The 22,361-nt window shown below is 55.7% G+C and carries 21 protein-coding genes and 1 tRNA gene; 1 reads left to right on the forward strand and 21 read right to left on the reverse strand.

What is annotated here, in order from left to right:
• Nucleotides 1-40: 40 nt before the first annotated feature.
• The 18 genes from secF to C7H09_RS13975 all read right to left on the reverse strand — a co-directional run bounded on the left by secF (nucleotide 41) and on the right by C7H09_RS13975 (nucleotide 18,002).
• Nucleotides 41-991: a protein translocase subunit SecF gene (gene secF / locus C7H09_RS13890; RefSeq protein ID WP_106763646.1), complete on the reverse strand. Its 951-nt coding sequence runs from the start codon at nucleotides 989-991 to the stop codon at nucleotides 41-43.
• Nucleotides 981-2,858: a protein translocase subunit SecD gene (secD, locus tag C7H09_RS13895; protein WP_106763648.1), complete on the reverse strand. Its 1,878-nt coding sequence runs from the start codon at nucleotides 2,856-2,858 to the stop codon at nucleotides 981-983. The genes secF and secD overlap by 11 nt, the downstream gene beginning before the upstream one ends.
• Nucleotides 2,859-2,950: 92 nt before the next feature.
• Nucleotides 2,951-3,313: a preprotein translocase subunit YajC gene (gene yajC, locus C7H09_RS13900; protein WP_106763650.1), complete on the reverse strand. Its 363-nt coding sequence runs from the start codon at nucleotides 3,311-3,313 to the stop codon at nucleotides 2,951-2,953.
• 41 nt (nucleotides 3,314-3,354) lie between these two features.
• Nucleotides 3,355-4,476: a tRNA guanosine(34) transglycosylase Tgt gene (tgt, locus tag C7H09_RS13905; RefSeq protein WP_106763653.1), complete on the reverse strand. Its 1,122-nt coding sequence runs from the start codon at nucleotides 4,474-4,476 to the stop codon at nucleotides 3,355-3,357.
• Between the two features lie 14 nt (nucleotides 4,477-4,490).
• Nucleotides 4,491-5,582 (reverse strand): tRNA preQ1(34) S-adenosylmethionine ribosyltransferase-isomerase QueA, encoded by a 1,092-nt coding sequence (gene queA, locus C7H09_RS13910; RefSeq protein WP_106763655.1) that lies wholly within the window; start codon nucleotides 5,580-5,582, stop codon nucleotides 4,491-4,493.
• Nucleotides 5,583-5,624: 42 nt separating this feature from the next.
• Nucleotides 5,625-5,711, reverse strand: a tRNA-Leu gene (locus C7H09_RS13915).
• Between the two features lie 83 nt (nucleotides 5,712-5,794).
• Nucleotides 5,795-7,024: a flagellar hook-associated protein FlgL gene (flgL, locus tag C7H09_RS13920; RefSeq protein WP_106763658.1), complete on the reverse strand. Its 1,230-nt coding sequence runs from the start codon at nucleotides 7,022-7,024 to the stop codon at nucleotides 5,795-5,797.
• A 16-nt stretch (nucleotides 7,025-7,040) separates the two neighbouring features.
• A complete protein-coding gene (flgK, locus tag C7H09_RS13925; RefSeq protein ID WP_106763661.1) occupies nucleotides 7,041-9,083 on the reverse strand; it encodes a flagellar hook-associated protein FlgK in 2,043 nt (680 codons plus the stop codon).
• A 6-nt stretch (nucleotides 9,084-9,089) separates the two neighbouring features.
• A complete protein-coding gene (gene flgJ / locus C7H09_RS13930) occupies nucleotides 9,090-10,103 on the reverse strand; it encodes a flagellar assembly peptidoglycan hydrolase FlgJ (RefSeq protein ID WP_106763664.1) in 1,014 nt (337 codons plus the stop codon).
• Nucleotides 10,104-10,111: 8 nt separating this feature from the next.
• Nucleotides 10,112-11,206 (reverse strand): flagellar basal body P-ring protein FlgI, encoded by a 1,095-nt coding sequence (locus C7H09_RS13935; protein ID WP_106763668.1) that lies wholly within the window; start codon nucleotides 11,204-11,206, stop codon nucleotides 10,112-10,114.
• Nucleotides 11,203-11,904 (reverse strand): flagellar basal body L-ring protein FlgH, encoded by a 702-nt coding sequence (flgH, locus tag C7H09_RS13940; RefSeq protein ID WP_106763671.1) that lies wholly within the window; start codon nucleotides 11,902-11,904, stop codon nucleotides 11,203-11,205. The genes C7H09_RS13935 and flgH overlap by 4 nt, the downstream gene beginning before the upstream one ends.
• Nucleotides 11,905-11,908: 4 nt before the next feature.
• Nucleotides 11,909-12,697 carry a flagellar basal-body rod protein FlgG gene (gene flgG, locus C7H09_RS13945; RefSeq protein WP_106763673.1) on the reverse strand — a complete coding sequence of 263 codons (789 nt, stop codon included), beginning with the start codon at nucleotides 12,695-12,697 and terminating at the stop codon, nucleotides 11,909-11,911.
• Between the two features lie 81 nt (nucleotides 12,698-12,778).
• Nucleotides 12,779-13,531 (reverse strand): flagellar basal body rod protein FlgF, encoded by a 753-nt coding sequence (locus tag C7H09_RS13950; protein WP_106763675.1) that lies wholly within the window; start codon nucleotides 13,529-13,531, stop codon nucleotides 12,779-12,781.
• A 73-nt stretch (nucleotides 13,532-13,604) separates the two neighbouring features.
• On the reverse strand, nucleotides 13,605-15,593 hold the full coding sequence (locus C7H09_RS13955) for a flagellar hook protein FlgE (protein WP_106763678.1): 1,989 nt from the start codon (nucleotides 15,591-15,593) through the stop codon (nucleotides 13,605-13,607).
• Between the two features lie 28 nt (nucleotides 15,594-15,621).
• Nucleotides 15,622-16,299 (reverse strand): flagellar hook assembly protein FlgD, encoded by a 678-nt coding sequence (locus C7H09_RS13960; RefSeq protein WP_106763680.1) that lies wholly within the window; start codon nucleotides 16,297-16,299, stop codon nucleotides 15,622-15,624.
• Nucleotides 16,300-16,318: 19 nt separating this feature from the next.
• Nucleotides 16,319-16,768 carry a flagellar basal body rod protein FlgC gene (gene flgC, locus C7H09_RS13965; RefSeq protein WP_106763682.1) on the reverse strand — a complete coding sequence of 150 codons (450 nt, stop codon included), beginning with the start codon at nucleotides 16,766-16,768 and terminating at the stop codon, nucleotides 16,319-16,321.
• A gap of 33 nt (nucleotides 16,769-16,801) precedes the next feature.
• Entirely contained in the window at nucleotides 16,802-17,200 is a 399-nt protein-coding gene (flgB, locus tag C7H09_RS13970) for a flagellar basal body rod protein FlgB (protein WP_106763685.1), read from the reverse strand.
• A 220-nt stretch (nucleotides 17,201-17,420) separates the two neighbouring features.
• Nucleotides 17,421-18,002 carry a nitroreductase family protein gene (locus C7H09_RS13975; RefSeq protein ID WP_106763688.1) on the reverse strand — a complete coding sequence of 194 codons (582 nt, stop codon included), beginning with the start codon at nucleotides 18,000-18,002 and terminating at the stop codon, nucleotides 17,421-17,423.
• A gap of 284 nt (nucleotides 18,003-18,286) precedes the next feature.
• Here C7H09_RS13975 and C7H09_RS13980 point away from each other — a divergent pair, with 284 nt between their 5' ends.
• Nucleotides 18,287-19,723 carry an adenylate/guanylate cyclase domain-containing protein gene (locus C7H09_RS13980; protein ID WP_106763690.1) on the forward strand — a complete coding sequence of 479 codons (1,437 nt, stop codon included), beginning with the start codon at nucleotides 18,287-18,289 and terminating at the stop codon, nucleotides 19,721-19,723.
• Between the two features lie 9 nt (nucleotides 19,724-19,732).
• On the opposite strand, the gene queF is transcribed toward C7H09_RS13980, so the two are convergent.
• The 3 genes from queF to C7H09_RS13995 are packed head-to-tail and all read right to left on the reverse strand — an operon-like array spanning nucleotide 19,733 to nucleotide 22,290.
• A complete protein-coding gene (gene queF, locus C7H09_RS13985) occupies nucleotides 19,733-20,551 on the reverse strand; it encodes an NADPH-dependent 7-cyano-7-deazaguanine reductase QueF (protein WP_106763693.1) in 819 nt (272 codons plus the stop codon).
• Between the two features lie 18 nt (nucleotides 20,552-20,569).
• Nucleotides 20,570-21,343 (reverse strand): ABC transporter permease, encoded by a 774-nt coding sequence (locus tag C7H09_RS13990; protein WP_106763695.1) that lies wholly within the window; start codon nucleotides 21,341-21,343, stop codon nucleotides 20,570-20,572.
• Nucleotides 21,340-22,290, reverse strand: coding sequence for an ABC transporter ATP-binding protein (locus C7H09_RS13995; protein WP_106763698.1), 951 nt, complete (start codon nucleotides 22,288-22,290; stop codon nucleotides 21,340-21,342). Before C7H09_RS13995 ends, C7H09_RS13990 begins: the two co-directional genes overlap by 4 nt.
• Between the last annotated feature and the right edge of the window lie 71 nt (nucleotides 22,291-22,361).

Genomic DNA, 22,361 nt, shown 5'->3' on the forward strand with positions numbered 1-22,361 from the left:
GCTGGCGGTTTTTTTGTGCCGGGTAAACGGCGATCGCCGTTTACATCCGATTCAGCCACTCTGGCGGCTGCTCTTCCTCTTCGCCACCAGCACCCTCTTTCGCTGGTACCATCAGGTCTTCCCTGGTAACGCCCGTCGCCATCAGCATGTTGGCCGAGACGTAAATCGACGAGTAAGTACCCACCACAACACCGATAATCAACGCCAGCGCAAAGTTATTGATGGCCTCACCACCCAGAAAATACAACGCCAGCAATACCACCAGCGTGGTGCCTGAGGTATTGATCGTACGAGTGATGGTTTCGTGGATGGACTGGTTGATAATGTCCCAGGCCTCGCCCTCGCGCATCTTGCGGAAGTTTTCCCGAATACGGTCGGCTACCACAATGGTGTCATTCAGGGAGTACCCGATAACCGCCAACAGAGCCGCCAGCACCGTCAGGTCAAACGTCCACTGGAACAGGGCGAACGCCCCCAGCACAATGATCACATCGTGAGCCAGTGGGATCACCGATGCGATACCAAACTTGAACTGGAAGCGCATACCTACGTAAATCAGCACCACCGCCAGGGCAAGCAACAAACCAAGGCCACTACTTTCCTTGAGCTCTTCGCCTACCTGCGAGCCGACAAACTCCGTGCTCACCAACTCCAGACGATCACCATCCGCACCCAGCACACCAGAAACCTCACGGGCCAACTCATCGTTGCCAGCTTCGGCCATGCGAATCAGGACCGTGGTATCTGCACCGAAGTTCTGCACCGAAAATTGCTCGTAACCCGCGCCGGTCAGTGTATTTCGGACATCATCCAGGCTCGGTGCCACTTCGTATTCCAACTCCACCGAGGTACCACCGGTAAAGTCCATTCCAAGGTTCAGCCCACGCACCGCCAGCAACGCAATAGAGGCGATCACCAGCACCAGCGAAAGAACCGAGGCCGCTTTCCGCAGCCCCATAAAGTCAAATGGCTGCTTTTGCTTATCCGGCATTGTTCAGCCTCCCGCCAATGGAAAGTGTCTCGACTCTGCGGCCGCCATAAACCAGGTTAACCATACTACGGCTGATCATCAGGCCAGAGAACATAGAGGTAAGAATGCCCACACACAGGGTAACGGCAAAACCTTTTACCGGGCCAGAGCCCATGGCAAACAGGATGACCGCAACCAGAAGTGTGGTTACGTTGGCATCGAAGATAGACACGAAGGCCCGGCCATAGCCCGCATTAATAGCGGTCTGCGGCGGCGCTCCCGCCCTTAACTCTTCTTTTATCCGCTCGAAAATCAGCACATTGGCATCAACAGCCATACCCACTGTCAGAACGATACCGGCAATACCGGGCAGCGTCAGGGTTGCCGACAGGATCGACATGCACGCCACCAGCAGCATCAGGTTGAGGGTCAGCGCAATACTGGCCACCACCCCGAAGCCACGGTAGAACACCAGCATATACAGCAACACCAGCCCGAAACCGAGCATGACCGAGGTCATACCTGCATCGATGTTCTTCTGGCCAAGGCTGGGGCCGATGGTACGCTCCTGAACAAAATACATGGGCGCTGCCAGAGCCCCGGCCCGCAACAACAGGGCCAGTTCCGACGCCTCCGGAATGGAGTCCAGACCGGTAATACGGAAACTGCTGCCAAGAGCGGATTGCACGGTCGCCAGGCTGATAATGCCCTTTTCGACCACACGCTTTTCAACTTCCTGCAGCTCACCGTTCACTTCACGGGATTCTGTTTCAGTTCGGTATTCAATAAAGAGTACCGCCATGCGCCGGCCAATGTTGTTGCGGGTGGCCCGGTTCATCAGGTCACCGCCCACAGAGTCCATGGTGATATTTACCTGTGGCTGGCCATTCTCGTCGAACGCCTGCTGGGCATTGGCTACATTATTGCCGGTAGCAATGACATCACGCTCCAGGCGCGCGGTGCGCTGGGCATTGTCGCGGAACGGGAATTGCTCGGTCTCAGCAGAAGGCGCATCCTGACGGGCCTCCATACGGAATTCCAGGTTTGCAGTGGCACCAAGCACCCGCTTCGCCTGTGCGGTATCTTGCACCCCCGGCAACTCAACAATAATCCGGTCGGCACCCTGGCGCTGTACCAGAGGCTCGGCCACGCCAAGCTCATTCACCCGGTTACGAATGGTGGTCAGGTTCTGCTCAAGGGCGTACTCGCGAATATTCTTGATTTCGGTTTCAGACAGCCTCAGTGTCAGCAGAAACTCGCTGCCATTACTGCTTTCATCAAGCAGAAACTCGTTGTACTGATCGCGAACCAGCTTGAAGGCCTCGGCGCGGGCGGCTTCGTCCCGGAAGCTGAGCACAATGTTGGTGCGATTCTCGATATCGCCACCGCGATAACGGATACGCTCTTCACGAAGCTCACGCTTGATCTGGCCAGACAGGGCTTCGAGGCGCTGATTCAGCGCCGTATCCATATCCACTTCCAGCAGAAAGTGGACACCGCCACGCAAATCAAGACCAAGTTTCATAGGGCCTGCGCCCAGGCTACGCAACCAGCCCGGGGTAGACGGCGCCATGTTCAGGGCGACCAGGTACTCGTTACCCAGGGCCGCCTGAACGGCAGGCCGGGCGCGCAACTGATCGTCTGAGCTGGTTAGCCGAATAAGCGCGTCACGCTCTTCCAGAAGGCTGGACTTAACCTCAATGCCCTCTTCCTCAAGCTTGGCGAGCGCACGATCAAGAATGCGTTGTTCAACTTCGGTACTGCCCCGGGCACCGGTAATCTGGATGGCATAATCATCCGGGAAAAAGTTCGGGAGGGCGTATATAAACCCGATCACCAGTGCGAACACGATGACCAGATTTTTCCATAGCGGATACTTGTTCAGCATGAGAATCCTTCAAGCCGGCTGCGGTGCCAGCCTCGGTGTTTCTGCCAGTCAATAAATGAAAAGGCGCATCATGGATGCGCCCGGGTGCCGGCTCAGATGTCCTTGAGAGTGCCTTTTGGCAGGGCTGCGCCCACGGCCACTTTCTGAATCTTGATTTCAACGTTGTCGGCTACTTCCAGAACGATGAAGTCGTCCGTTACTTTGGTAATGCGACCAGCAACACCACCGGAGGTAACCACCTCATCACCCTTGTTCAGGCCAGACATCAGCGCCTTATGCTCTTTCGCACGCTTGGACTGGGGGCGCCAGATCAGGAAGTAGAAGATCAGGATGAAACCGGCGAAGAAAATAACCTGCCCCATCACGCTCATTCCCTGTGCACCAGGATCTTGGGCCAGAGCCAGTCCAGGCAACAACGTCAGCAAGCTGGCAATGAGCAGTTTGATTGATTTCATTCAGATTCTCCGTTTATTGACTTATGTAATACAAAGATTGTTCAGGAATCGCCCAAAGGCGGCACTGCTTCGCCTCGTAAGGCATAGAATTCGCTAACAAAGTCGGACAATGTACCTGCTTCAATGGCCCCACGCAATCCACTCATCAGGTTCTGATAAAAGCGCAGATTATGAATGGTGTTGAGTTGGGAACCGAGCATTTCGCCGCACTTGTCGAGATGGTGCAGGTAACTCTTTGAAAAGTGCTTACAGGTGTAGCAATCACAGCGCTCATCAAGGGGCCCGGTGTCGTGCCGGTTCTTGGCGTTGCGGATTTTTACAATGCCGGTGGATGTGAACAGATAGCCGTTTCTGGCGTTGCGGGTAGGCATCACACAGTCGAACATATCAACACCGCGACGCACCCCCTCAACGAGGTCTTCCGGGCGCCCTACCCCCATCAGATAGCGCGGCTTGTCCTCCGGCATTTTTGGTGGCAGATAGTCCAGAATCCGGATCATGTCTTCCTTTGGCTCACCCACCGACAGACCACCGATTGCGTAGCCGTCAAACCCAATACTGGTCAAGCCTTCCAGCGATTGATCCCGCAGGGATTCGTACATGCCGCCCTGAACGATACCAAACAGCGCCGACGGGCTACCCTGATGCGCGTCTTTGCTGCGCTGAGCCCAACGCAGCGACAACTCCATGGAGTCTTTGGCCTGCTTTTCGGTGGCCGGATAAGGCGTACACTCATCGAAAATCATAACAATGTCGGAACCCAGGTCACGCTGCACCTGAATGGCAATCTCCGGAGACAACTCTACCTTTGAGCCGTCGACCGGTGAGCGGAAGGTCACGCCCTTTTCGGTGATCTTGCGCATTTCGCCCAGGCTGAACACCTGGAAACCGCCGGAATCGGTCAGGATCGGGCCCTGCCACTGGGTGAAATCGTGCAGATCGCCATGCGCCTTGACCACCTCAGTGCCCGGGCGAAGCATAAGGTGGAAGGTATTGCCGAGAATAATATGGGCTCCGATTTCCTCGATATCCCGTGGCAGCATGCCTTTAACCGTGCCATAGGTGCCCACGGGCATAAACGCGGGTGTTTCCACCACACCACGGGGAAAAGTCAGGCGACCACGGCGGGCCTTGCCATCTTCACCGAGCTTTTCAAAAGACATGAAGCATTCAGTACTCACAGGATATCTCCAGAGGAATCTGTATCAGGTTTGCCAGCAGCCGCCACACTGCCAGAGCTCGGCTCACGGGAGCTAATGAACATGGCGTCGCCATAACTGAAAAAACGGTAGCGCTGCTCAACCGCCTCGGCATAGGCCGCCATCACATTCTCGAAGCCCGCAAAGGCGCTCACCAGCATGATCAATGTCGATTCCGGCAAATGAAAGTTGGTGATCATGGCATCCACGGTCTGGAACTGGTAACCGGGATAGATAAAGATATTCGTGTCGCCCCGAAATTCTTCCAGGCGGCCCGCCTGGCTCGCGGATTCGAGGGAGCGCACAGAGGTTGTGCCTACCGCAACAACACGACCACCTCTTGCCCGGGTACGGGCCACAGCAGCAACAGTTTCCGCAGGAACATGGGCGATTTCACTGTGCATTTCATGATCTTCAATGCGATCCACCCGCACTGGCTGAAAGGTGCCAGCACCCACGTGCAGGGTAACGTAGGCGAATTCAACGCCGCCCCGCTCCAGCTCTGCAAGAATGTCATCGTCGAAGTGCAGCCCGGCAGTCGGCGCCGCCACTGCTCCAGCCTCACGGGCATAAACGGTCTGGTAGCGCTCACGATCCGACAATTCATCGTCCCGCTCCATATAGGGCGGCAATGGCATGTGCCCCACCCGCTCCAGCAAATCCAATACCGACTCATCAGCCCGATACTCGAATTGGAAAAGCGCGCCTTCTCGGCCAGTCATTTCCAGCTCACTGCCGTCTTCCAGAACCAGTTTCTGGCCCGGCTTGGGAGACTTGGACGACCGCGTGTGTGCGATAATCGAAGAATCGCTCAACACCCGCTCCACCAGCACCTCCACCTTGCCGCCGGTTTCTTTGAGGGCGAACAGGCGGGCCGGAATCACCCGGGTATTATTGAACACCAGCAGGTCGCCGGGCTGTAACAGGCCAGGAAGATCAGTAAAATTCAGATGCGAGGTTTGGCCGGATGGCCCGTCAAGCTTGAATAAACGGGAAGCACTGCGCTGTTCTAGCGGGTAGCGAGCAATAAGCTCGTCCGGCAGATCAAAATGAAAATCGGAGACGTTCATGGGCCGGGCTGTTTACGACGCCGCAGATTGCGGCCGAATAAGTGGTAGCGGCGGGCGGACTCGAACCGCCACGGGTTTTACCCCAACGGATTTTGAATCCGTCGTGTCTACCAATTTCACCACGCCGCCATCGGAGAGTGCGAGGGATTATACTGAGCCCGAGCCTGAAATCAACAGGTCTGGCCGCAAAAATTTCACGCAGCCTCAACTGATTACAAACGATCAAACAGCGAAAGCTGGGAAACCCGGGCGAACGACTGCTGCGCCGCCTGCAGCACAAAGCTCTGAAAGGTCAGGTTACTGATCGCTTCCGCATAGTCCACATCCTGCAATTGCGAACGGATTTCTTTGGTGTAGAGGCCGGAATCCTCCAGAAACGCGGTGGTGGACTCTACCGCGTTCAGACGGCCACCCAACTCGGTTTGCTTGAGGATGATAGACTCCTGAGCATTGTCGAGATTGGCCAGGGTTTCTGCGATCAGGGCATCGTATTCTGCCGTCGACTTCGGGCTTGTTTTGGAAATACTCTCCAAACCATCAATCATCGTCTCAATGGTGCCGAAAATCGACTGCTTTTCGCTCACACCCACGGTAAAGGAATCCCCAGGGCCCGGTGGTGTGAACACGGCATCATTCACGGTTAGCTTCACGCCCGCTACCACAAACTCCTCTCCGACAACCGGGGGCGGTGCTGGCGTCAGATCCAGGGCGCCACCATTTGCAGTAATCGACAACTCACCGGCCGCGTTGGCGACAGTAATGGTTAAGTCATCAGGCACACCGGGGCTGAACGCATTGCTCAGGTCTGTTGGTGCAATCAGCTCAAGCCCGGAAACATAGCCGTCTGCGGACGAGCTGCTTTTCACCGACAGGGCCTTGGCAATATCTACGAAAATACCTTTGCCATGGTCACTGATGGGCACTGTGACGCCGTCATCGATTTCCAGCACGCGCTGGCCTTCATCACCCTGGTAGACATAGTTGCCTGCGCCATCCTTGGCAAAAGCCGGGGTGCTGCCCTGAAACCCGCTGAAGATATATTCACCCGAAGCATCCTGGGTATTTGCCAGGTTCGCCAACTGGCCAAGCCGCTCTTTCAATTCTGCCGAGATAGACTGGCGATCGTTGGCGGAGAGTGAACCGTTACCGGCCTGCACTGTGAGTTCCCGCACCCGCTGGATAATATCCACGGCCCCCGCCAGGGTGCTTTCCTCCTGCTTCAACCGGTTTTCTGCCAGGCTGGCGTTGCGGCCATAGGTTTCTATGCGCTGCAGCGACTGATCCAGCTTGAGAATTCGCGCGGCGGCCACCGGGTCATCAGACGGCTTGTTCACTTTCTTTCCGGTGGAGATCTGCTGCTGGGTGTCTACCAGGTTACTGTTGATGCCCTGCAGACGATTGATGCCGCCGGAAAAGATCTGTTGGGATGAAATACGAATCATGGGGTATCACCTCGCCTTAGCGAAAACTCTGCAAGAGTGTATTGAACAGATCCTGCGCCACCGACATCACCTGGGCAGACGCATTGTACGCCGCCTGGTATTGAATCAACCGGCCCGCCTCTTCATCCAGGTTAACGCCAGATACCGACTCCCTCTGGTTTGTAGACTGCTCCAGCAGCGTTGCACTGGCATCCTTGTCAAGCTGGCTTTGGCGAGTCTTTACACCGATATCCTCAACCAGCCCGGCGTAGCCTTCCGTGAAGTTCTGCGAGCCGCCATTCAGAGTGTTTTTGGTACCGAGCGCCGCCAGCAGCTCGGCGTTACGGTTGTCTGAAACGCCATTGCTATTGAAATCAATAGTAAACACGTCGCCGTCAGCAGGCTCTCCTGTCATCTCGAACTGATAGCCCTGATAGAGATCACCGGCAAGCGGTGAGTCTGAGAAGAGAACATTGACTTTATCAGGGTCGTAGGGCTGGTTTGCCGGGCCAATTGGAACCGGGTTACCCGCGCTGTCTCTGCCGGTGATTGTGTAGGTTACCGTGGTGCCATCGTTGTCAAAGCTGATCTCTATCGGGCCATTTGCCAACTCTCCGTCGTTCACAAACCCCGGCAACAATGCATTGGTATTCGGATTTCTTACGTTGAGCATCTTCCCCTGACTAATCTGCCCGGTGCCCAGATTGTCCGCGCCGGACTCCGCACGTATCGGACTCCCAAACGCCAGGTCTTCCTCACGCCGGACATTCAGCTTGATATTCTGCGCGGCATTTCTGCTGGGCTGGATCAGATACTTGTCTCCGGCGTTGAACTCACCGCCTTCAATCCGGATGTTGAACCCGGGCATTGTGATCTCAGATTGCACCGGATCCGGCAACCGCCCCTGATTGACCGTTTCTCCGGTTGCGGTATCAATCAGCTCAAAATTACGACCGTCGCCACTGAACTGGAGTGACCAGGTTCCGGCGGGCAGCTTGCTACTGTCGGTAATCTCGACCGCCAAACGGCCATTCTGAGGTTCTGCGTTATTGGCATTGGGAACGACCCGGCTGCGCTGCAGCTCCAGCGCGTTTACATCGGTAAAGAAGTTGCTCCCTAACTCCCCTTCCAGATCCAGTCCAATCTCATGCTGATGGTTTATCGACGCGGAAATTGCAATGGCCAGCCGACCCAGCTCGTCAAAGGCAGGCTTCAGCCCCGTTTCATCAAATGCCCGCAACCCTCCGAGTTTTCCCCCCTGAATCTGCTCATCAATCTGCAGTGTTCTGCCACCGGTGCTCAAAATAAACTCAAGCCGGGTGGGGTCTTCGGCACTGGCGCGGGTTCCAAGTTGTGCGGCGTTCGTTCCGGTAACTAGGGAAAGACCATTGGCAAGGGCCACATTTACCTGACTGCCCTCAAGCTCAGTTACACGGATGCTGATCAGGCCGGACAGCTCGCGGAGCTTTTCATCCCGCTGATCCATCAGTTCCAGGGGCATTTTGCCTTGCGCCAGGCCTGGAGATTCGGAAATGGCCAGATTCAGTTCAGCAATGCTCTTAAGCAGCGTATTGGCGTCTTTCGTCCCTTGTTGTAACTGGGTTTTTACCGATTCACGCTGCTGGATAAACTCCTGATTCAACCCCTGAAACCGGTTAATCAGCTGTTGCGCTTCACTCAGCACCAGTTGGCGTTGGGGCAAGGAGGTTGGGTCTTCGGCGGCATTCTGCATCGCCGAGAAAAAATTATTCAGCGCCTTGTTCAGGCCGGTGTCTTCACCACCCAACAGGTTATCAAGACGCGTCAACTCCGCGTTGTAGGCGTTCTGCTCACCGTATAGCGTACTGTCTTCGCGCAACTGTTGGTTGAGGTAGGCGTCTGCCAGCCTGCGGATATTGGCAATCGACACACCACTGCCAATGGTGCCAGCGCCTGTTCGGCGGCCGGTCTGGGTTTCGAACTCAACTTCCTGGCGGCTGTAGCCCGGAGTATTCGCATTGGTAATGTTGTTTGCCGTGGTATTCAAAGCCGCCTGATGGCCCAGCACGCCGCTCAGACCAATGCCGATCAATCCAGCCATGACCTGTTACTCCTTTGTCTCTTTGCCGTGCATAGACAGCGTCATCAGGGAATCCCGGTTCATGATCCGCCGAATCTTGCTGCCGTATTCGGGGTCTGTGGCATAACCCGCCTGCTGCAATTTATCGGCAAACACATCTGGCTGATGCGCCGATGCCAGAACATCTTTGTAACGGGGATTGGCCTCAAGAAACGCCACGTAGTCACGGAAGCTGGCTTCATAGTCCGGGTAAGCCCTGAATGCAGCCTGCTCCTTCATAGCCACGCCATCGCGAAATTCAGTAGTGGTAATAGTGACCGCCTCACCCGCCCAGCGGCTATCGGCTTTGATACCGAACAGATTGAAACTCGGCTGCTGCGCATCCCCGGTAATCATGTGGCGCCCCCAACCCGTTTCCAGCGCCGCCTGGGCAATCATCAGCCCCGGATCAATACCCGACTCGTCCGCAATCCTTTTGGCAAACGGCATCAATTCACGAACAAAATGCTCCGGCGAGTCGAATGTCTCCGGCAGACTCTGCGCGCCCCCAAGTACCTTGTGAGAAGGTGCCTTGTCAGAACCGGCCTCCGGCACGCTGCCAGCAAGACTGGCAACCTGATTCATATGTTCTGGCAGTTCACGGGATATCGCCGGAAGCGTGCGATCATAATCAGCAACGGTTGCCCTGTGGCTGGCGCTGCGCGCACCCTCTGAATCCATTCCCGGAACCTGCCGGCTCAGTTGCCGAACCAGAGCCTGGGCCAGGCCGGTACCGGTTCCGCCCGCCATACTGAGACTGATCTGACTATCGAACATATCCCGGTACATCTCGCTTTCATTGCTGTTGAGGTAGTTGCCTTCAGCAAATACCTCACCGGCCTTGCGCATGGATTTCAGCATTTCAGACAGGAAGAGGCTTTCAAACTGCTTTGCCACCTGCTCCAGAGCGGCCTGTTTATCTGACCGAGCCTGGGTTTTCAGGGCGTTCAAGCCACTGAAATCGGTATATACCTGAGCATGCTGCACGCGTGGATCCTGCATGGCACCACCTAAATAACAATCAGCTCGGCGCGCAACGCACCTGCCTGTTTAAGAGCTTCCAACACGGCCATAACATCACCCGGTGCCGCACCAACCTGGTTGACCGCCTGGACAATCTCATTAAGCGTAGTGGCGGGGCCAAACTGGAACATCCTGGCCGGATCTTCAGTAACGGCTATCTGAGTATTTGGCTGTACCGCGGTCTGCCCTTGTGCCAACGGGTTGGGTTGAACCACTTCCGGGTTCTCCTGGATTGTCACGGTCAGATTACCGTGAGTGATGGCCGCGGGGCTTACCTTCACGTTCTGGCCCACCACAATCGTTCCTGTGCGGCTGTTGATAACCACCCGTGCGGCTTCTTCCGCCGGATCAACTTCGATGTTTTCCAGAATCGACAGAAAGCTGACACGTTGCGACGGATCCCGCGGGGCGCGCACCGAGATTGATGTGGCGTCGTGGGCATAGGCCATATCCGGGCCAAGCATGCCGTTGATTGCCTCAACAACCCGTCGTGCTGTGGTGAAATCGGATCGCAGCAGATTGAAAGTGATGGTGTCACCCCGCGAGAAAGGCGACTCCACCTCTCGCTCGATGGTTGCACCATTGGGGATTCGGCCGACACTGGGAACGTTCACGGTGATACGTGAGCCGTCCTGGCCACCTGCACCAAACCCACCCACTACCAGGCTGCCCTGGGCCATGGCATACACCTGACCATCTGCACCTTTCAACGGTGTCATTAACAGGGTGCCGCCGCGCAGGCTATCGGCGTTACCGATCGACGACACAGTAATGTCCATCTCCTGGCCTGCCTTGGCAAACGCAGGCAAGGTGGCACTCACGGTAACGGCAGCCACATTGGCCAGGTTCGGGTTAACACCATCCGGCAAAATAATGCCGAACTGATTCATCATGTTTCGGAAGGTCTGGTTAGTGAATGGCGCTTTATCACCGGTGCCGTCCAGGCCAACCACCAGACCATAGCCGATCAACTGGTTGCTCCGTACACCCTTCACCTTGGCCATGTCTTTCAGACGGTCCGCCATCGCGGGCGCTGCGCACAGAGCCGTCAAAGCAATCACTGCAAGCCATCTGCGGATCATAACGGCCACCATTCGCTGTTAAAGAAGCGCGCAAGCCAGCCCATCTGATTGGCCTGATCAAAATCACCGGTGCCACCGTAGGCGAACCGGGCATCCGCTACACGGTTAGATGCCACGGTATTGTCCGGCTGGATATCCTGAGGTCGAACCAGCCCTGTCATGCGGATGTATTCATCGCCATTGGTCAGGGACAGCCATTTTTCGCCGCGAACTCTTAGCACACCGTTAGGAAGCACCTCGGTGACGGTCACGGTAATGCTGCCAGCCAGGCTGTTGCTCTGGTCTGCTTCAGCGGAGCCTTTGAAGTCCCGCTCGAAATTGGCAGAGGCACTCAGGCCAATGTTGTTCTTGCCAAAGATGTTGGGCTCCGGAATGCTCAACTCCTGATCTTTGGTAATGGAGGTTTCAGCGTTCTTACTGGCGCGGGTGCTTTCCTGCAATTGCACGGTAAGCACATCGCCTACGTTCAGTGCTTTGGTATCGCCGAAAAGGTTGTAATTGCGGGAAACCTGAAAAATGGCACCGGAATCCGGATCCCGCTGAATCATGGCCTGGGCTCGCACAGGTGCATAGGCCGGATCATCCGGAATCGCCCGGGGCCGATTCATGGCCGTGCATCCCTGCAGCAGAATCAGCACAGCCAGGATTGCCAGAGTGGCCGCCCGTTCAATGTCATATCTGCGTTGAATGCGTGTCATGGCATTAACCAATGTTGTTAGTGATAAACTGCAGCATCTGATCGGTGGTCGAAACCACCTTGGAGTTCATTTCATAGGCCCTCTGGGTGGTGATCATATTGACCAGCTCTTCCACCACTTCCACGTTTGAGGACTCAACACTGCCCTGCTCAATCGAGCCCAGGCCAGCCAGCCCGGGCTCACCCTCAGCTGGATCGCCACTGGCGTTGGTTTGCTTGAACAGGTTATTGCCAATAGCCTGCAGCCCCTGCGGGTTAATAAAGTCCACCAGGGTGATCTGGCCCAGGTTAATAGGCGCCGCCTGATCGTCGGTAATCGCGGTAACCGTGCCGTCCTTACCGATACTCACATTGGTGGCATTTTCGGGTACGTTGATATTTGGCTGCAGCGCGAAGCCATCCGGTGTAACAACATCCCCGTCGGCGTTCAGCTGGAACTGGCCGTCACGGGTATAGGCAACCTGGCCATCCGGCAATGCCACCTGGAAGAACCCGCGGCCGTTGACGGCCATATCCAGCGGCTGCTCGGTAATCTGCAGGTTACCCTGGCTGAACTGCTTGGCAGTGCCCACAATCCGCACACCAGTTCCAAGCTGAAGCCCTGAAGGCAGCTGGGTATTTTCCGTGCTCTGCCCGCCCGGCTGCCGATTGATCTGGTAAAGCAAGTCCTGAAACACAGCACGGTCGCGCTTGAAACCGGTGGTATTCACGTTGGCCAGGTTATTAGAAATCGTGGACATGTTGGTGTCCTGAGCGCTTAACCCGGTTTTACTTACCCATAGTGCTGGATGCATAACATCGCTCCTTAGCTACTGTTCGGCAATGCGGCGAGTTTTTGCCGCCCAACGCCGAACAACGGCGTTTAATCATTACTGTCAGAGGTTCTGCAACAGCCGTGCCGTCGCCTGGGAGTTCTCATTGGCGGTCGACATCACCTTTACCTGCATCTCGTACTGTCGCGACAACTGCAGATTCGCAATCATCTCTTCCACCGCATTTACGTTCGAGCTTTCGAGAAAACCGGTAGCCACTCGCATAGCCGCATCCGGCGGCTCAGGCCCGTCAAGCGCCTGATCAGGTTTGCGCCGGATAAACCCATCCAAGCCCTTCTCCAGGGCCTCTTGCGGCGGGTTAACCAGTTTCAGCCGATCTACCTCCACCAACTGATCGGGCGGCCCGCCAATCGGAACAATCGACAGAGTGCCGTCGACACCCACTTGAAGGTTGTCGAACGGCGGAAGCGCAACCGGCCCACCGTTGCCAAGCACCAGTTCGCCACTGGCCAGGCGCACCAGGCCGTTCACATCCACCTGAAGGCTACCGCTGCGGGTGAATACTTCCTCGCCAAGATTGTTTTGAACCGCCAGCCAGCCGTTGCCATCCACGGCGACATCCAGCTTGCGGCCGGTATCCATCAGAGCTCCGGCAGACAGATCCGTGCCCGGGCGCTCGGTCATGGCGTAGGCGCGAGTAGGATGATGCTCGCCGAACACAGGCATGCTGCGGGCCTGAGCAAAATCTTTTTTGAAACCGGTGGTGTTTACGTTTGCCAGGTTATTGGCATGGGCACGCTGGCCTAGCATGTTCTGCTTTGCACCAGACATTCCAATATAGAGGGCTTTATCCATGGGCAAACTCCTGCCGGAATTTTGACTGTTGTCAGTCTTCCTGCAGAAGTCATGCCATGTTCACTATAGCGGATTAACGAAGGTTGATGATGGTCTGGGTAACTGCATCGGAGGTTTCAATGGTTTTGGCGTTTGCCTGATAGTTGCGTTGGGCAATAATCAGATTTACCAGTTCCGCCGACAAGTCGACATTGGATTCCTCGACCGAACTGGCCTCGATAGAACCCAAGGTGCCCGTCGCCGGAGAACCGATCACCGGTTGGCCAGACTCGAACGTTTCCACCCAGGTAGTGTCACCTACCGGCGAGAGCCCGCCGGTATTGTTAAAGGCAGCCAGGGCGACCTGCCCCAGTGACTTGGACTGGCCATTGGTATAACGGGCAAAGATTACCCCCTCGCCCGACACGTCCAGCCCGGACAATCGACCCGTGGTATAACCATTCTGCCGCTGGTCATTCACCCCGAACGACGCCCCGTACTGGGTAGTATCCGAGAGCGTCAGCACAAATGCGGAACTGGTCGGCGGCTCCGGAATCGGGCTGACAACAGATTGCGGGTCTGCCGGTGGGCCATCAGCACCATTAGGCTCGCCTGCAGGGTCTTTTGGCGTCCAGTCAGTAATGAGTATCTCGCCGTTTGCATCCCCGTTTATCGACTGCAGCGTGCCATCTTCAGTGAACCGCGCGGTGTAGGGCGAACTCGCCGTGCCACCCACTAGCTCTCCGTCAATCTGCAGGTAGATAGACCACTCACTAACGCCAACACCATTACCCGGGGCGGGGTTTTTCACGAAAAACTGGGTAAGTTCGTGGGGGTTGCCCAGGCTATCGAAAATAGTGGTCGAGGTTGCATGGTTGTAAGTACGCTGATCGAGCGGATTAAAAGCATTGGTAATCGCCAGTTCACCGGCGGCATACCCATCCGCTATAAGGCTGGTAACAGAGGGGTCAGTGGGGTCTGTCGTTAGAATGTCCTGTACGGTTCGATCCGTAGAAACACTGGCCTCACCTACCTTGTCATAAGGCGTGGTCGAGCCACCTGAACCATACTCCACCGTCAGATCAGAGCCCCGGTTATCAATTATCCTGATATCCTGCACCTGCTCACCCGTACCATCGAGTATGGGGTTGCCACTGGCGTCCACCGCGCCGACTAAAGAGGCCGAGAGCGAGCTTGCACTCGATGAGTTGATCGCGCTTACCAGGCCTTCCTTGGTGGTTACACCCGATGTGGATATAGGGATATTCTGCCCGTCGATGGCAACCGAAAAACTGAAATCCGGTGCCAGCAGGTCCGTTTCCAAACCACTGAGGCCACCACCATCGCCCTCAAACCTGAACGAGGTTGTCGCCGATGCGGAAATACCGGGTATATCATTAAGTTGCCCCGCTATTTCCCGCGCAGTAATCGGCCTGGAAACACCGTCTTTGGTGATCTGATCCGGAATATCAACCTGCAATTTCGGGCGGCCGTCCGCATACTGCACAACAAAGCTGTCGCCGGTATTGGTGATGATGTCTGTTGCAGAAATCGGCGCGAAACGATTCACCCTTGCTTCCAGTACAGACTCTCTTGAATCCAGGTTAAGATCCGACTTCAGGTTGGTTGTCCGACGCGGAGCCAGATTGTCCGTCTCAACCTGCAGATCCCCCCGGATGCCCGACAGGTTACCATCATCATCGGCGGTGTAACCCTGCACCTTCATGTTCTGGTTATTGATAACAAAACCGTTCTTATCAATCGTAAACTGACCGGCACGTGAGTAGCGGACTTCGCCGCCATTGTTGAGGATAAAAAAGCCATCACCGCTGATCGCCATATCCAGCCCGTTATCGGTAAAGCTGATATTGCCCTGGCCAAACGACTGGGCCACATCCTGCACCCGAACCCCGTCGCCGATCGGGTTGGTCCCGGCACTCAGAAATCCACTGGCGTACAAGTCGCCAAACTGTACCCGGCTGCTCTTGAAACCTACCGTGCTTGCGTTGGCAATGTTGTTGCCGGTTACTTCGAGATCGACCGATGCCGCCCGAAGGCCACTCAAACCTGTATTAAACGCCATGACTCATACCTCCTGGTCTGACACCGGATCAGTTAACCTGTTGAACTTCAGACAGCGGAATGGAGCCCATACCCGCCAAATTCAATGTAATGGAGCCGTTCTTACCGAGCGATACGCTATCAACATTGGCGCTCACCATGGTTGGCAGCTGCTCCATCCCGCTGGGGTAAGAACCGTTGGCAACAATGGTGTAGGGCCCGGGTGGCAAATTATTGCCGTTGCCGTCCTGACCATCCCACTGGAACGACACCACACCGGCCTGGCTATTACCCATGTCGATCTGCCGCACCAACTCGCCACTCTGATTCATTACCGACAGGCTAAGGCCACCGGTTGATGCGGGCACCTGAATCGTGCCCGTCACCTCACCCTCCGCCCCCAGAATACCCACCTGAGACGGCGCCAGCACCGACTTGCCCACCATCGCAGAGGCCTGCAAGGCCTGGCTGGAGCGGAACTGCCCCACAACGTCGTCTACCCGCCCGGACAGGTTTTGCATTTCTTCAAGAGAACTGAACTGGGCCAACTGGGCGATAAAGTCGCCGTTATCTTGTGGCTCCAGCGGGTTCTGGTTCTTCAGCTGGGCGAGCATCAACTCCATAAAGGCGTCTTTACCCAGTTCATTGCTCTTGCCGGCGCGGTCGTCCGACTGGGCCCGGTACTGGCTCAGGACATCAGAGGCGGCTGCGGAATTCACTGCACTCATGGCTTACTCCCCCGTTCTCTTACTGCTGACCGAGCGTCAGGATTCGTTGCATCATGGACTTCGCGGTATTCATAACATCCACATTCATTTGGAAACTGCGGGAGGACGACATCATATCGGCCATTTCTTCCACCACATTCACGTTCGGGTAGTACACATACCCGTCTTCGTTGGCAGCGGGGTGATTCGGCTCGTAGCGCATCTGCAGCTCAGCATCGCTTTCCACAATACCCTCAACCCGGACTCCCGCCCCGGGCCCCTCCTCGGGCCGCACACCAAGCGCCTGCTGATCCGGATTCAGCAGGGCCTGCTGAATGGCTGCAAATACCGGCTTGCGGGCACGATAGGTTGTCTCGGTGCTGGAACTGGCGGTCTCGGCGTTAGCAATGTTCGAGGCCGTTGTATTCAATCGCAATGACTGCGCGGTCATACCGGACCCGGCAATATCGAATATGTTACCCAGTGACATGACTGTCTCCTTCAACCTGGTAAGGACCGCGGCTCATTCGCCCTTCAGCGCTTTGGTCAGTCCGGAAAATTTGCTGCTTAGAAACTGGAAACTTGCCTGGTAATCCATGGCATTACGCATGAAACGGCTTTGCTCGGCCTGGGCGTCTACCGTATTGCCATCAATCGATGGCTGATGGGGTGTGCGATACAGCAACTCGCCATCGGCACCAGGAGTTGACGTGTCCATGTGGCCAGCATGGGTTTTCGCCATGCCCAGGCCGGTCATTGAATCCTGGGCATTCTGCAGCATGGCCCGGAAATCCAGGTCACGGGCCTTGTAGCCCGGGGTATCAGCATTGGCGAGGTTATTCGCCAACACTTCGGCCCGTTTCACACGAGTTTGCAGCGCCTGCTCGTGAATACCCAATGCACTGTCAAACGAAATAGCCATGACTGCCTCCAGATTTCTGTACCGGCAGTCTGTGTTTAGCCTGCTTGCCGGTTTTGCGTTCTGAGAGACTTAAAGCAAGGGAAGTGCCAAAAAAAGAAAAGCCCGCTACAGTGCGGGCTTGGGAGGCATTAGAACAGAATTTAACCGGCAATTTCAGGGCCTGTTCAGCGAAGGCGGCAAGCTGTTTCCCCACACGCCAACCACCCCCAGGGTGGCACCTTCAATCGCCAAAGGGCTCAACATGTCCGGGTGCAACCCAGCGCTGTACGAATTCTGGCGTTGTCAGGCGCGGCACCTCGGGTTTGGCGCGCTCTACGGTTCCGGTGTACAGAAAGCCTGTCACCATCTCTTCTTCCGACAATCCCAGCGCTTCCTGAACCACCGGCTCATAGGCCATCGGGCCGGTTCGCCACATGGCACCAAACCCCGCGTCGTTCAGCGCAAGAGACATCAACATCATGCCGCTGGCCGCCGACATAACCTGCTCTATCTCAGGCACTTTTGGGTGATGTTTCGGCGATGCAACGCCAACAATCACCATAGGCGCACGCCTGGGCGCATTCCGGGCCTTTTCCCTGTCCTGGTCGCTGACATCGGATGAGCAGCAGGCAGCAAACAGTTCGCCCAGTGTATCCAGACCCTCACCCTCTACAACCAGGTAACGCCAGGGCCTCAGCAAAGCGTGATCCGGAGCCCTGGCTGCGGCCTGGAACGCCAATTCCAGATCTGATGCAGCAGGTGCCGGTGACACCAAACGGGTTTCTGATGACCGATCAAGAAGAAAACGGGTAATTGAACTCATAGCCTCTCGTTCTCAATTAGCGGAAGTAAAGCGCACCCCGGAGGGGCCACACCACCCAATTGTGGGTTTCGGTTAATACTGATAACCTTTAGTCGTAGAGCAAACCTGCAAATACAATTGGTTGGGCCTACACCATGAGCGACAGGCCGGTATTTGGCAACCCCGGGCAAATCGTTATGCGGTTGGCTGGCCGCGATGCACGGTGGCGCGTCGCTCCATTAAGCCCGCCTGAATGATGGCTGTTTTTTTCACCACCTGTTCATCGGTAAGGATCCGGTTACGAAATGATGCGGGCACCGGCGGAAGTACGTAACGCGACCATTAACACTAACTCCGGCAACAGCCAGGTATACGACCACACCACCGGCATCCCCCCTATGCCGGACTACAACGGTCGGGTACTGGCCTACACGGCAACGGCGGCAATCGTCGCATCCGGGGTATTGCAGGGCGTGTTTCAGGACTGGCTGCTCTGGGCGGCGGCCTGTGCCCTTCTTTGGCCCCACATTGCCCACGTAATCAGTCGTCGGACATTCCTGCATCGTGTTGCCCGGATTCGCCAGAAAATGCTGTTCTTCGATTGCCTGATCGGCGGCACCTTTATGGGGTTGATTGGCCTGGTAGCGATTCCTTCGGTTTCTGTTGCTGTAATGCTGATGTTCAGCTGCCTGATTGTGGGCGGCGTGAGGCAATGGTTGCTCGGCAGTACACTGATGCTGGCCACGCTCGCCGCAACGGTTGCGCTGTTTGGCACGGCCTCCAGCCTGGAAGTACCTACCATTACCGCCATTGTCTCGTTGCTGGCAACCGGCACCTACATTTGCGTGAGCGCCTTTTACTCGCATCAGCAGGCGCGCGCCCTGCTACTGGCTAAAACCCAGATCCAGAACCAGCGGGAACAATCCATCGCACTGTCGCACAAGCTATCAAAATATCTTTCGCCCCAGGTATGGCAGTCTATTTTCACCGGTGAGCGGGACGTACGGCTGGAAACACAGCGCAAAAAGCTTGCGGTATTCTTCTCAGACATCATCGGCTTTACCGATCTGTCTGAAGAAATGGAGCCAGAGGCCCTGACCGAACTGCTGAACCACTACTTCAATGAAATGTCCGAAGTGGCATTGAAGTACGGCGGGACCATCGACAAGTTCGTGGGCGATTCAATCATGGTTTTTTTTGGTGACCCCACAAGCCGTGGTCAAAGGGAAGATGCGTTCGCTTGTGTATCCATGGCCATCGATATGCGCAAACACATGAAGATCATGCGCCAGAAATGGCGCAGCCAGGGGATCAAGACACCGCTGGAAATCCGCATGGGCATCAGCACCGGCTACACCACTGTGGGCAATTTCGGGGCGGAAAACCGGATGGATTACACCATCATCGGCAAAGAAGTAAACCTGGCCAGCCGACTGGAATCCCTGGCCGAGCCGGGCGAAATTCTAATTTCCTATGAAACCTTTTCGCTGATCAAAGACCGCATCATGTGCCGTGATAAAGGAGAAATTACGGTAAAGGGCTTTGCCAAACCGGTACCGATTTATGAAGTGGTCGATTTCCGCCGGGACATGGGCCCCAACCGCAGCTTTCTGGAGCACGAACACTCCGGCTTCGCCATGTACCTGGATTCCGACAAGATCAGCGAGCGCGAACGCAAAGCCATTCTGCTGGCACTGGAAGACGCAGCTGATCGGCTGCGTCTCGAGGAAGACCTGCGCTAAGGCGAAACGTTACTGGCGTACCAGCCTGGGCCCGGGGCCATCTTCAGCACTGGTGCTGCGCCAGGGGTTGATATCAAGACCGCCCCGGCGGGTGTATCGGGCACACACCATCAAAGACTCCGGCCTGCAACGGGCCATAATGTCGGTGAACACCGTCTCGACACAATGCTCGTGGAAATCCTGTTCCTGGCGGAAACTCACGATGTACCTCAGCAGACCGGCCCGGTCGATTTTCGGGCCGGTATAGCGAATAAACAGGGTGGCCCAGTCGGGCTGCCCGGTTACCGGGCAATTGCTTTTCAGAAGATGTGAACACAGGCTTTCAGATACCTGCTCTTCCCCCGCCACCAAAGACCCCGGCGCATAGCTGTAGATCACGTCATCCAAAGGCTCGTCGTCAATCAACTCGAAACCATCGGGCCGCCCGATCGCAGGCGCAGCCTCATCAACACTCAGCATCCGGACATCCACGGTCGCACCGCATGCGCTCGACAGGTCTCGGGCAATAACTCCAGCCACCTGATCCGGAGACGAAAAAACCAGCTGATTCAATGAGTTCAAATAAAGCTTCAAGGATTTACTTTCAATGATCGCTGGTGAGGCAGCAGGGAAACGGATTTCTGCCCACGCTACCGCTGGCACCCCACCTGCACGCAGCCAGGACAATTCCCAGGCCTGCCACATGTCTTCCCCAAACCACGGCCAGCGGCCATCGTCCAAACCAATACGATGCCGGTTTTGATCCCGCGAGACGGGGAATAACAAAGATGGATCATACTGATCCGGGTATTCACTGGATTTGCCCAGCGGGGCGTTATCAAGAGCCATAGTTTTTCCGAAAAATGTTCAATGCCGAATGCCTTTACCACGGGACAGCAGGTGCAGGGCAACCGCTGCCAGCAAGACAATGAAAACCGCAATCATACCAAGAGACACAAACGGATTAACGTCTGACACACCCAGGATGCCGTAACGGAACCCGTTAACCATATAAAGAATCGGGTTGGCCATAGACACGCCCTGCCAGAAGCCTGGTAGCATATCAATGCTGTAAAAGACGCCACCCAGATAGGTAAGAGGTGTCAGCACAAACGTGGGCACAATGGAGATATCATCAAACTTGGTGGCCAGCATGGCATTGATGAAGCCGCCCAGAGAAAACAGTGCCGAGGTAAGAAACACCGTGACAACCACCATGGCAAGGTTATGAATACTCAGCTGGGTAAACGCCAGAGACAGCAACGTAACGATCACTCCGATACTCAGGCCCCGGGCCATACCTCCCGCCACGTAGCCCGCCAGAATCGCCCAGTTTGGCACCGGTGATACCAGCAATTCTTCAATACTGCGCTGGAATTTCATTGAGAAAAACGACGACACGACATTCGAGTATGAATTGGTAATTACCGCCATCATAATCAGGCCGGGCACAATGAACTGCATATAGTCGAAACCGCCCATCTCACCGATCCGCGAGCCGATCAAACTCCCGAAAATAATGAAATAGAGTGTCATGGTAACGGCTGGCGGCAACAGTGTTTGCGGCCAGATTCGGGTAAACCGACGAATTTCGCGAGTCAAAATGGTATAGAAGGCTGTCCATAAAGCACTAAATGTCATGAACTTACCTCCACAACTTTATGTGCTTGCTTAGCATTTTCCTCAACCATCCGTACAAACAGTTCCTCCAGCCGGTTGGCCTTGGTTCTCATGCTCAGCACCCGGATACCCTGTTTTTCCAATTCTATAAAGAGCGCATTCAGGCTAGTGCCTTTTGACACTTCAACCTCCAGGGCGCCATCGTCGTCCAGCTTTACCTCAAAGCCGGGAAGATCCGGTGGCCCGGCAAGTGTATTTTCGGTATCCAGCAAAAACGTTTCCACACTTAACTGCTGCAACAAATCGCGCTTGCTGGTGTTACGAATAATCTCACCCCGGTCGATGATCGCGATGTTGCGACAAAGCGCTTCGGCTTCTTCCAGATAATGAGTGGTCAAAATAATGGTGGTGCCCTGACGGTTGATATCTTCCAGGAACTGCCACATGGATCGGCGCAGTTCGATATCCACGCCTGCTGTCGGCTCGTCCAGAATCAGCAGTTTCGGCTCGTGCACCAGAGCCCTCGCAATCATAAGCCGGCGCTTCATACCGCCGGAGAGCATGCGGGCTGGCGTATCCCGCTTGTCCCAAAGCCCCAGCTTTTTCAGATACTTTTCAGCCGACGCTTTGGCTTGCCGGAGCGGAATGCCGTAGTAACCCGCCTGTGTGGTCACCACATCGAAGGCTTTTTCAAACTGGTTGAAGTTGAATTCCTGCGGCACCACGCCGAGGGACAGCTTCGCCCGTGACAAATCCGTGTCCATGTCATGACCAAACACCCGCACCTTTCCGGCGGTTTTGTTAACCAGCGAAGACACAATGCCCAGCGTTGTCGATTTTCCTGCGCCGTTCGGGCCCAACAAGGCGAAAAAATCACCCTCTGCCACCCGAAGGTCGATGCCTTTCAGTGCCTGGAAGCCATCGCCATAATTTTTAAGTAGCCCTTCAATTTCAAGTGCGTAGGTCATTTAACCAACCGTTGTATGGTACCAAGGCAAGATGCCCGAAGAAGATAGAGAGCTATCAAGATTGTGGCGCC

Origin of the sequence: Marinobacter fuscus (assembly GCF_003007675.1) — a bacterium.
Taxonomy (GTDB): Bacteria; Pseudomonadota; Gammaproteobacteria; order Pseudomonadales; family Oleiphilaceae; genus Marinobacter; species Marinobacter fuscus.

Bases quoted from the DNA above. Each gene is read 5' to 3' on its own strand.
- C7H09_RS13975 (WP_106763688.1), bottom strand. From the start codon at position 18,002: ATGAGTTCAATTACCCGTTTTCTTCTTGATCGGTCATCAGAAACCCGT.
- C7H09_RS13935 (WP_106763668.1), bottom strand. From the start codon at position 11,206: ATGATCCGCAGATGGCTTGCAGTGATTGCTTTGACGGCTCTGTGCGCA.
- C7H09_RS13960 (WP_106763680.1), bottom strand. From the start codon at position 16,299: ATGAGTGCAGTGAATTCCGCAGCCGCCTCTGATGTCCTGAGCCAGTAC.
- flgL (WP_106763658.1), bottom strand. From the start codon at position 7,024: ATGATTCGTATTTCATCCCAACAGATCTTTTCCGGCGGCATCAATCGT.
- C7H09_RS13990 (WP_106763695.1), bottom strand. From the start codon at position 21,343: ATGACATTTAGTGCTTTATGGACAGCCTTCTATACCATTTTGACTCGC.
- flgC (WP_106763682.1), bottom strand. From the start codon at position 16,768: ATGTCACTGGGTAACATATTCGATATTGCCGGGTCCGGTATGACCGCG.
- C7H09_RS13950 (WP_106763675.1), bottom strand. From the start codon at position 13,531: ATGGATAAAGCCCTCTATATTGGAATGTCTGGTGCAAAGCAGAACATG.
- C7H09_RS13980 (WP_106763690.1), top strand. From the start codon at position 18,287: ATGATGCGGGCACCGGCGGAAGTACGTAACGCGACCATTAACACTAAC.
- C7H09_RS13955 (WP_106763678.1), bottom strand. From the start codon at position 15,593: ATGGCGTTTAATACAGGTTTGAGTGGCCTTCGGGCGGCATCGGTCGAT.
- queF (WP_106763693.1), bottom strand. From the start codon at position 20,551: ATGGCTCTTGATAACGCCCCGCTGGGCAAATCCAGTGAATACCCGGAT.
- tgt (WP_106763653.1), bottom strand. From the start codon at position 4,476: ATGTCTTTTGAAAAGCTCGGTGAAGATGGCAAGGCCCGCCGTGGTCGC.
- flgK (WP_106763661.1), bottom strand. From the start codon at position 9,083: ATGGCTGGATTGATCGGCATTGGTCTGAGCGGCGTGCTGGGCCATCAG.
- flgH (WP_106763671.1), bottom strand. From the start codon at position 11,904: ATGACACGCATTCAACGCAGATATGACATTGAACGGGCGGCCACTCTG.
- flgG (WP_106763673.1), bottom strand. From the start codon at position 12,697: ATGCATCCAGCACTATGGGTAAGTAAAACCGGGTTAAGCGCTCAGGAC.
- secF (WP_106763646.1), bottom strand. From the start codon at position 991: ATGCCGGATAAGCAAAAGCAGCCATTTGACTTTATGGGGCTGCGGAAA.
- C7H09_RS13995 (WP_106763698.1), bottom strand. From the start codon at position 22,290: ATGACCTACGCACTTGAAATTGAAGGGCTACTTAAAAATTATGGCGAT.
- flgB (WP_106763685.1), bottom strand. From the start codon at position 17,200: ATGGCTATTTCGTTTGACAGTGCATTGGGTATTCACGAGCAGGCGCTG.
- secD (WP_106763648.1), bottom strand. From the start codon at position 2,858: ATGCTGAACAAGTATCCGCTATGGAAAAATCTGGTCATCGTGTTCGCA.
- yajC (WP_106763650.1), bottom strand. From the start codon at position 3,313: ATGAAATCAATCAAACTGCTCATTGCCAGCTTGCTGACGTTGTTGCCT.
- queA (WP_106763655.1), bottom strand. From the start codon at position 5,582: ATGAACGTCTCCGATTTTCATTTTGATCTGCCGGACGAGCTTATTGCT.
- flgJ (WP_106763664.1), bottom strand. From the start codon at position 10,103: ATGCAGGATCCACGCGTGCAGCATGCTCAGGTATATACCGATTTCAGT.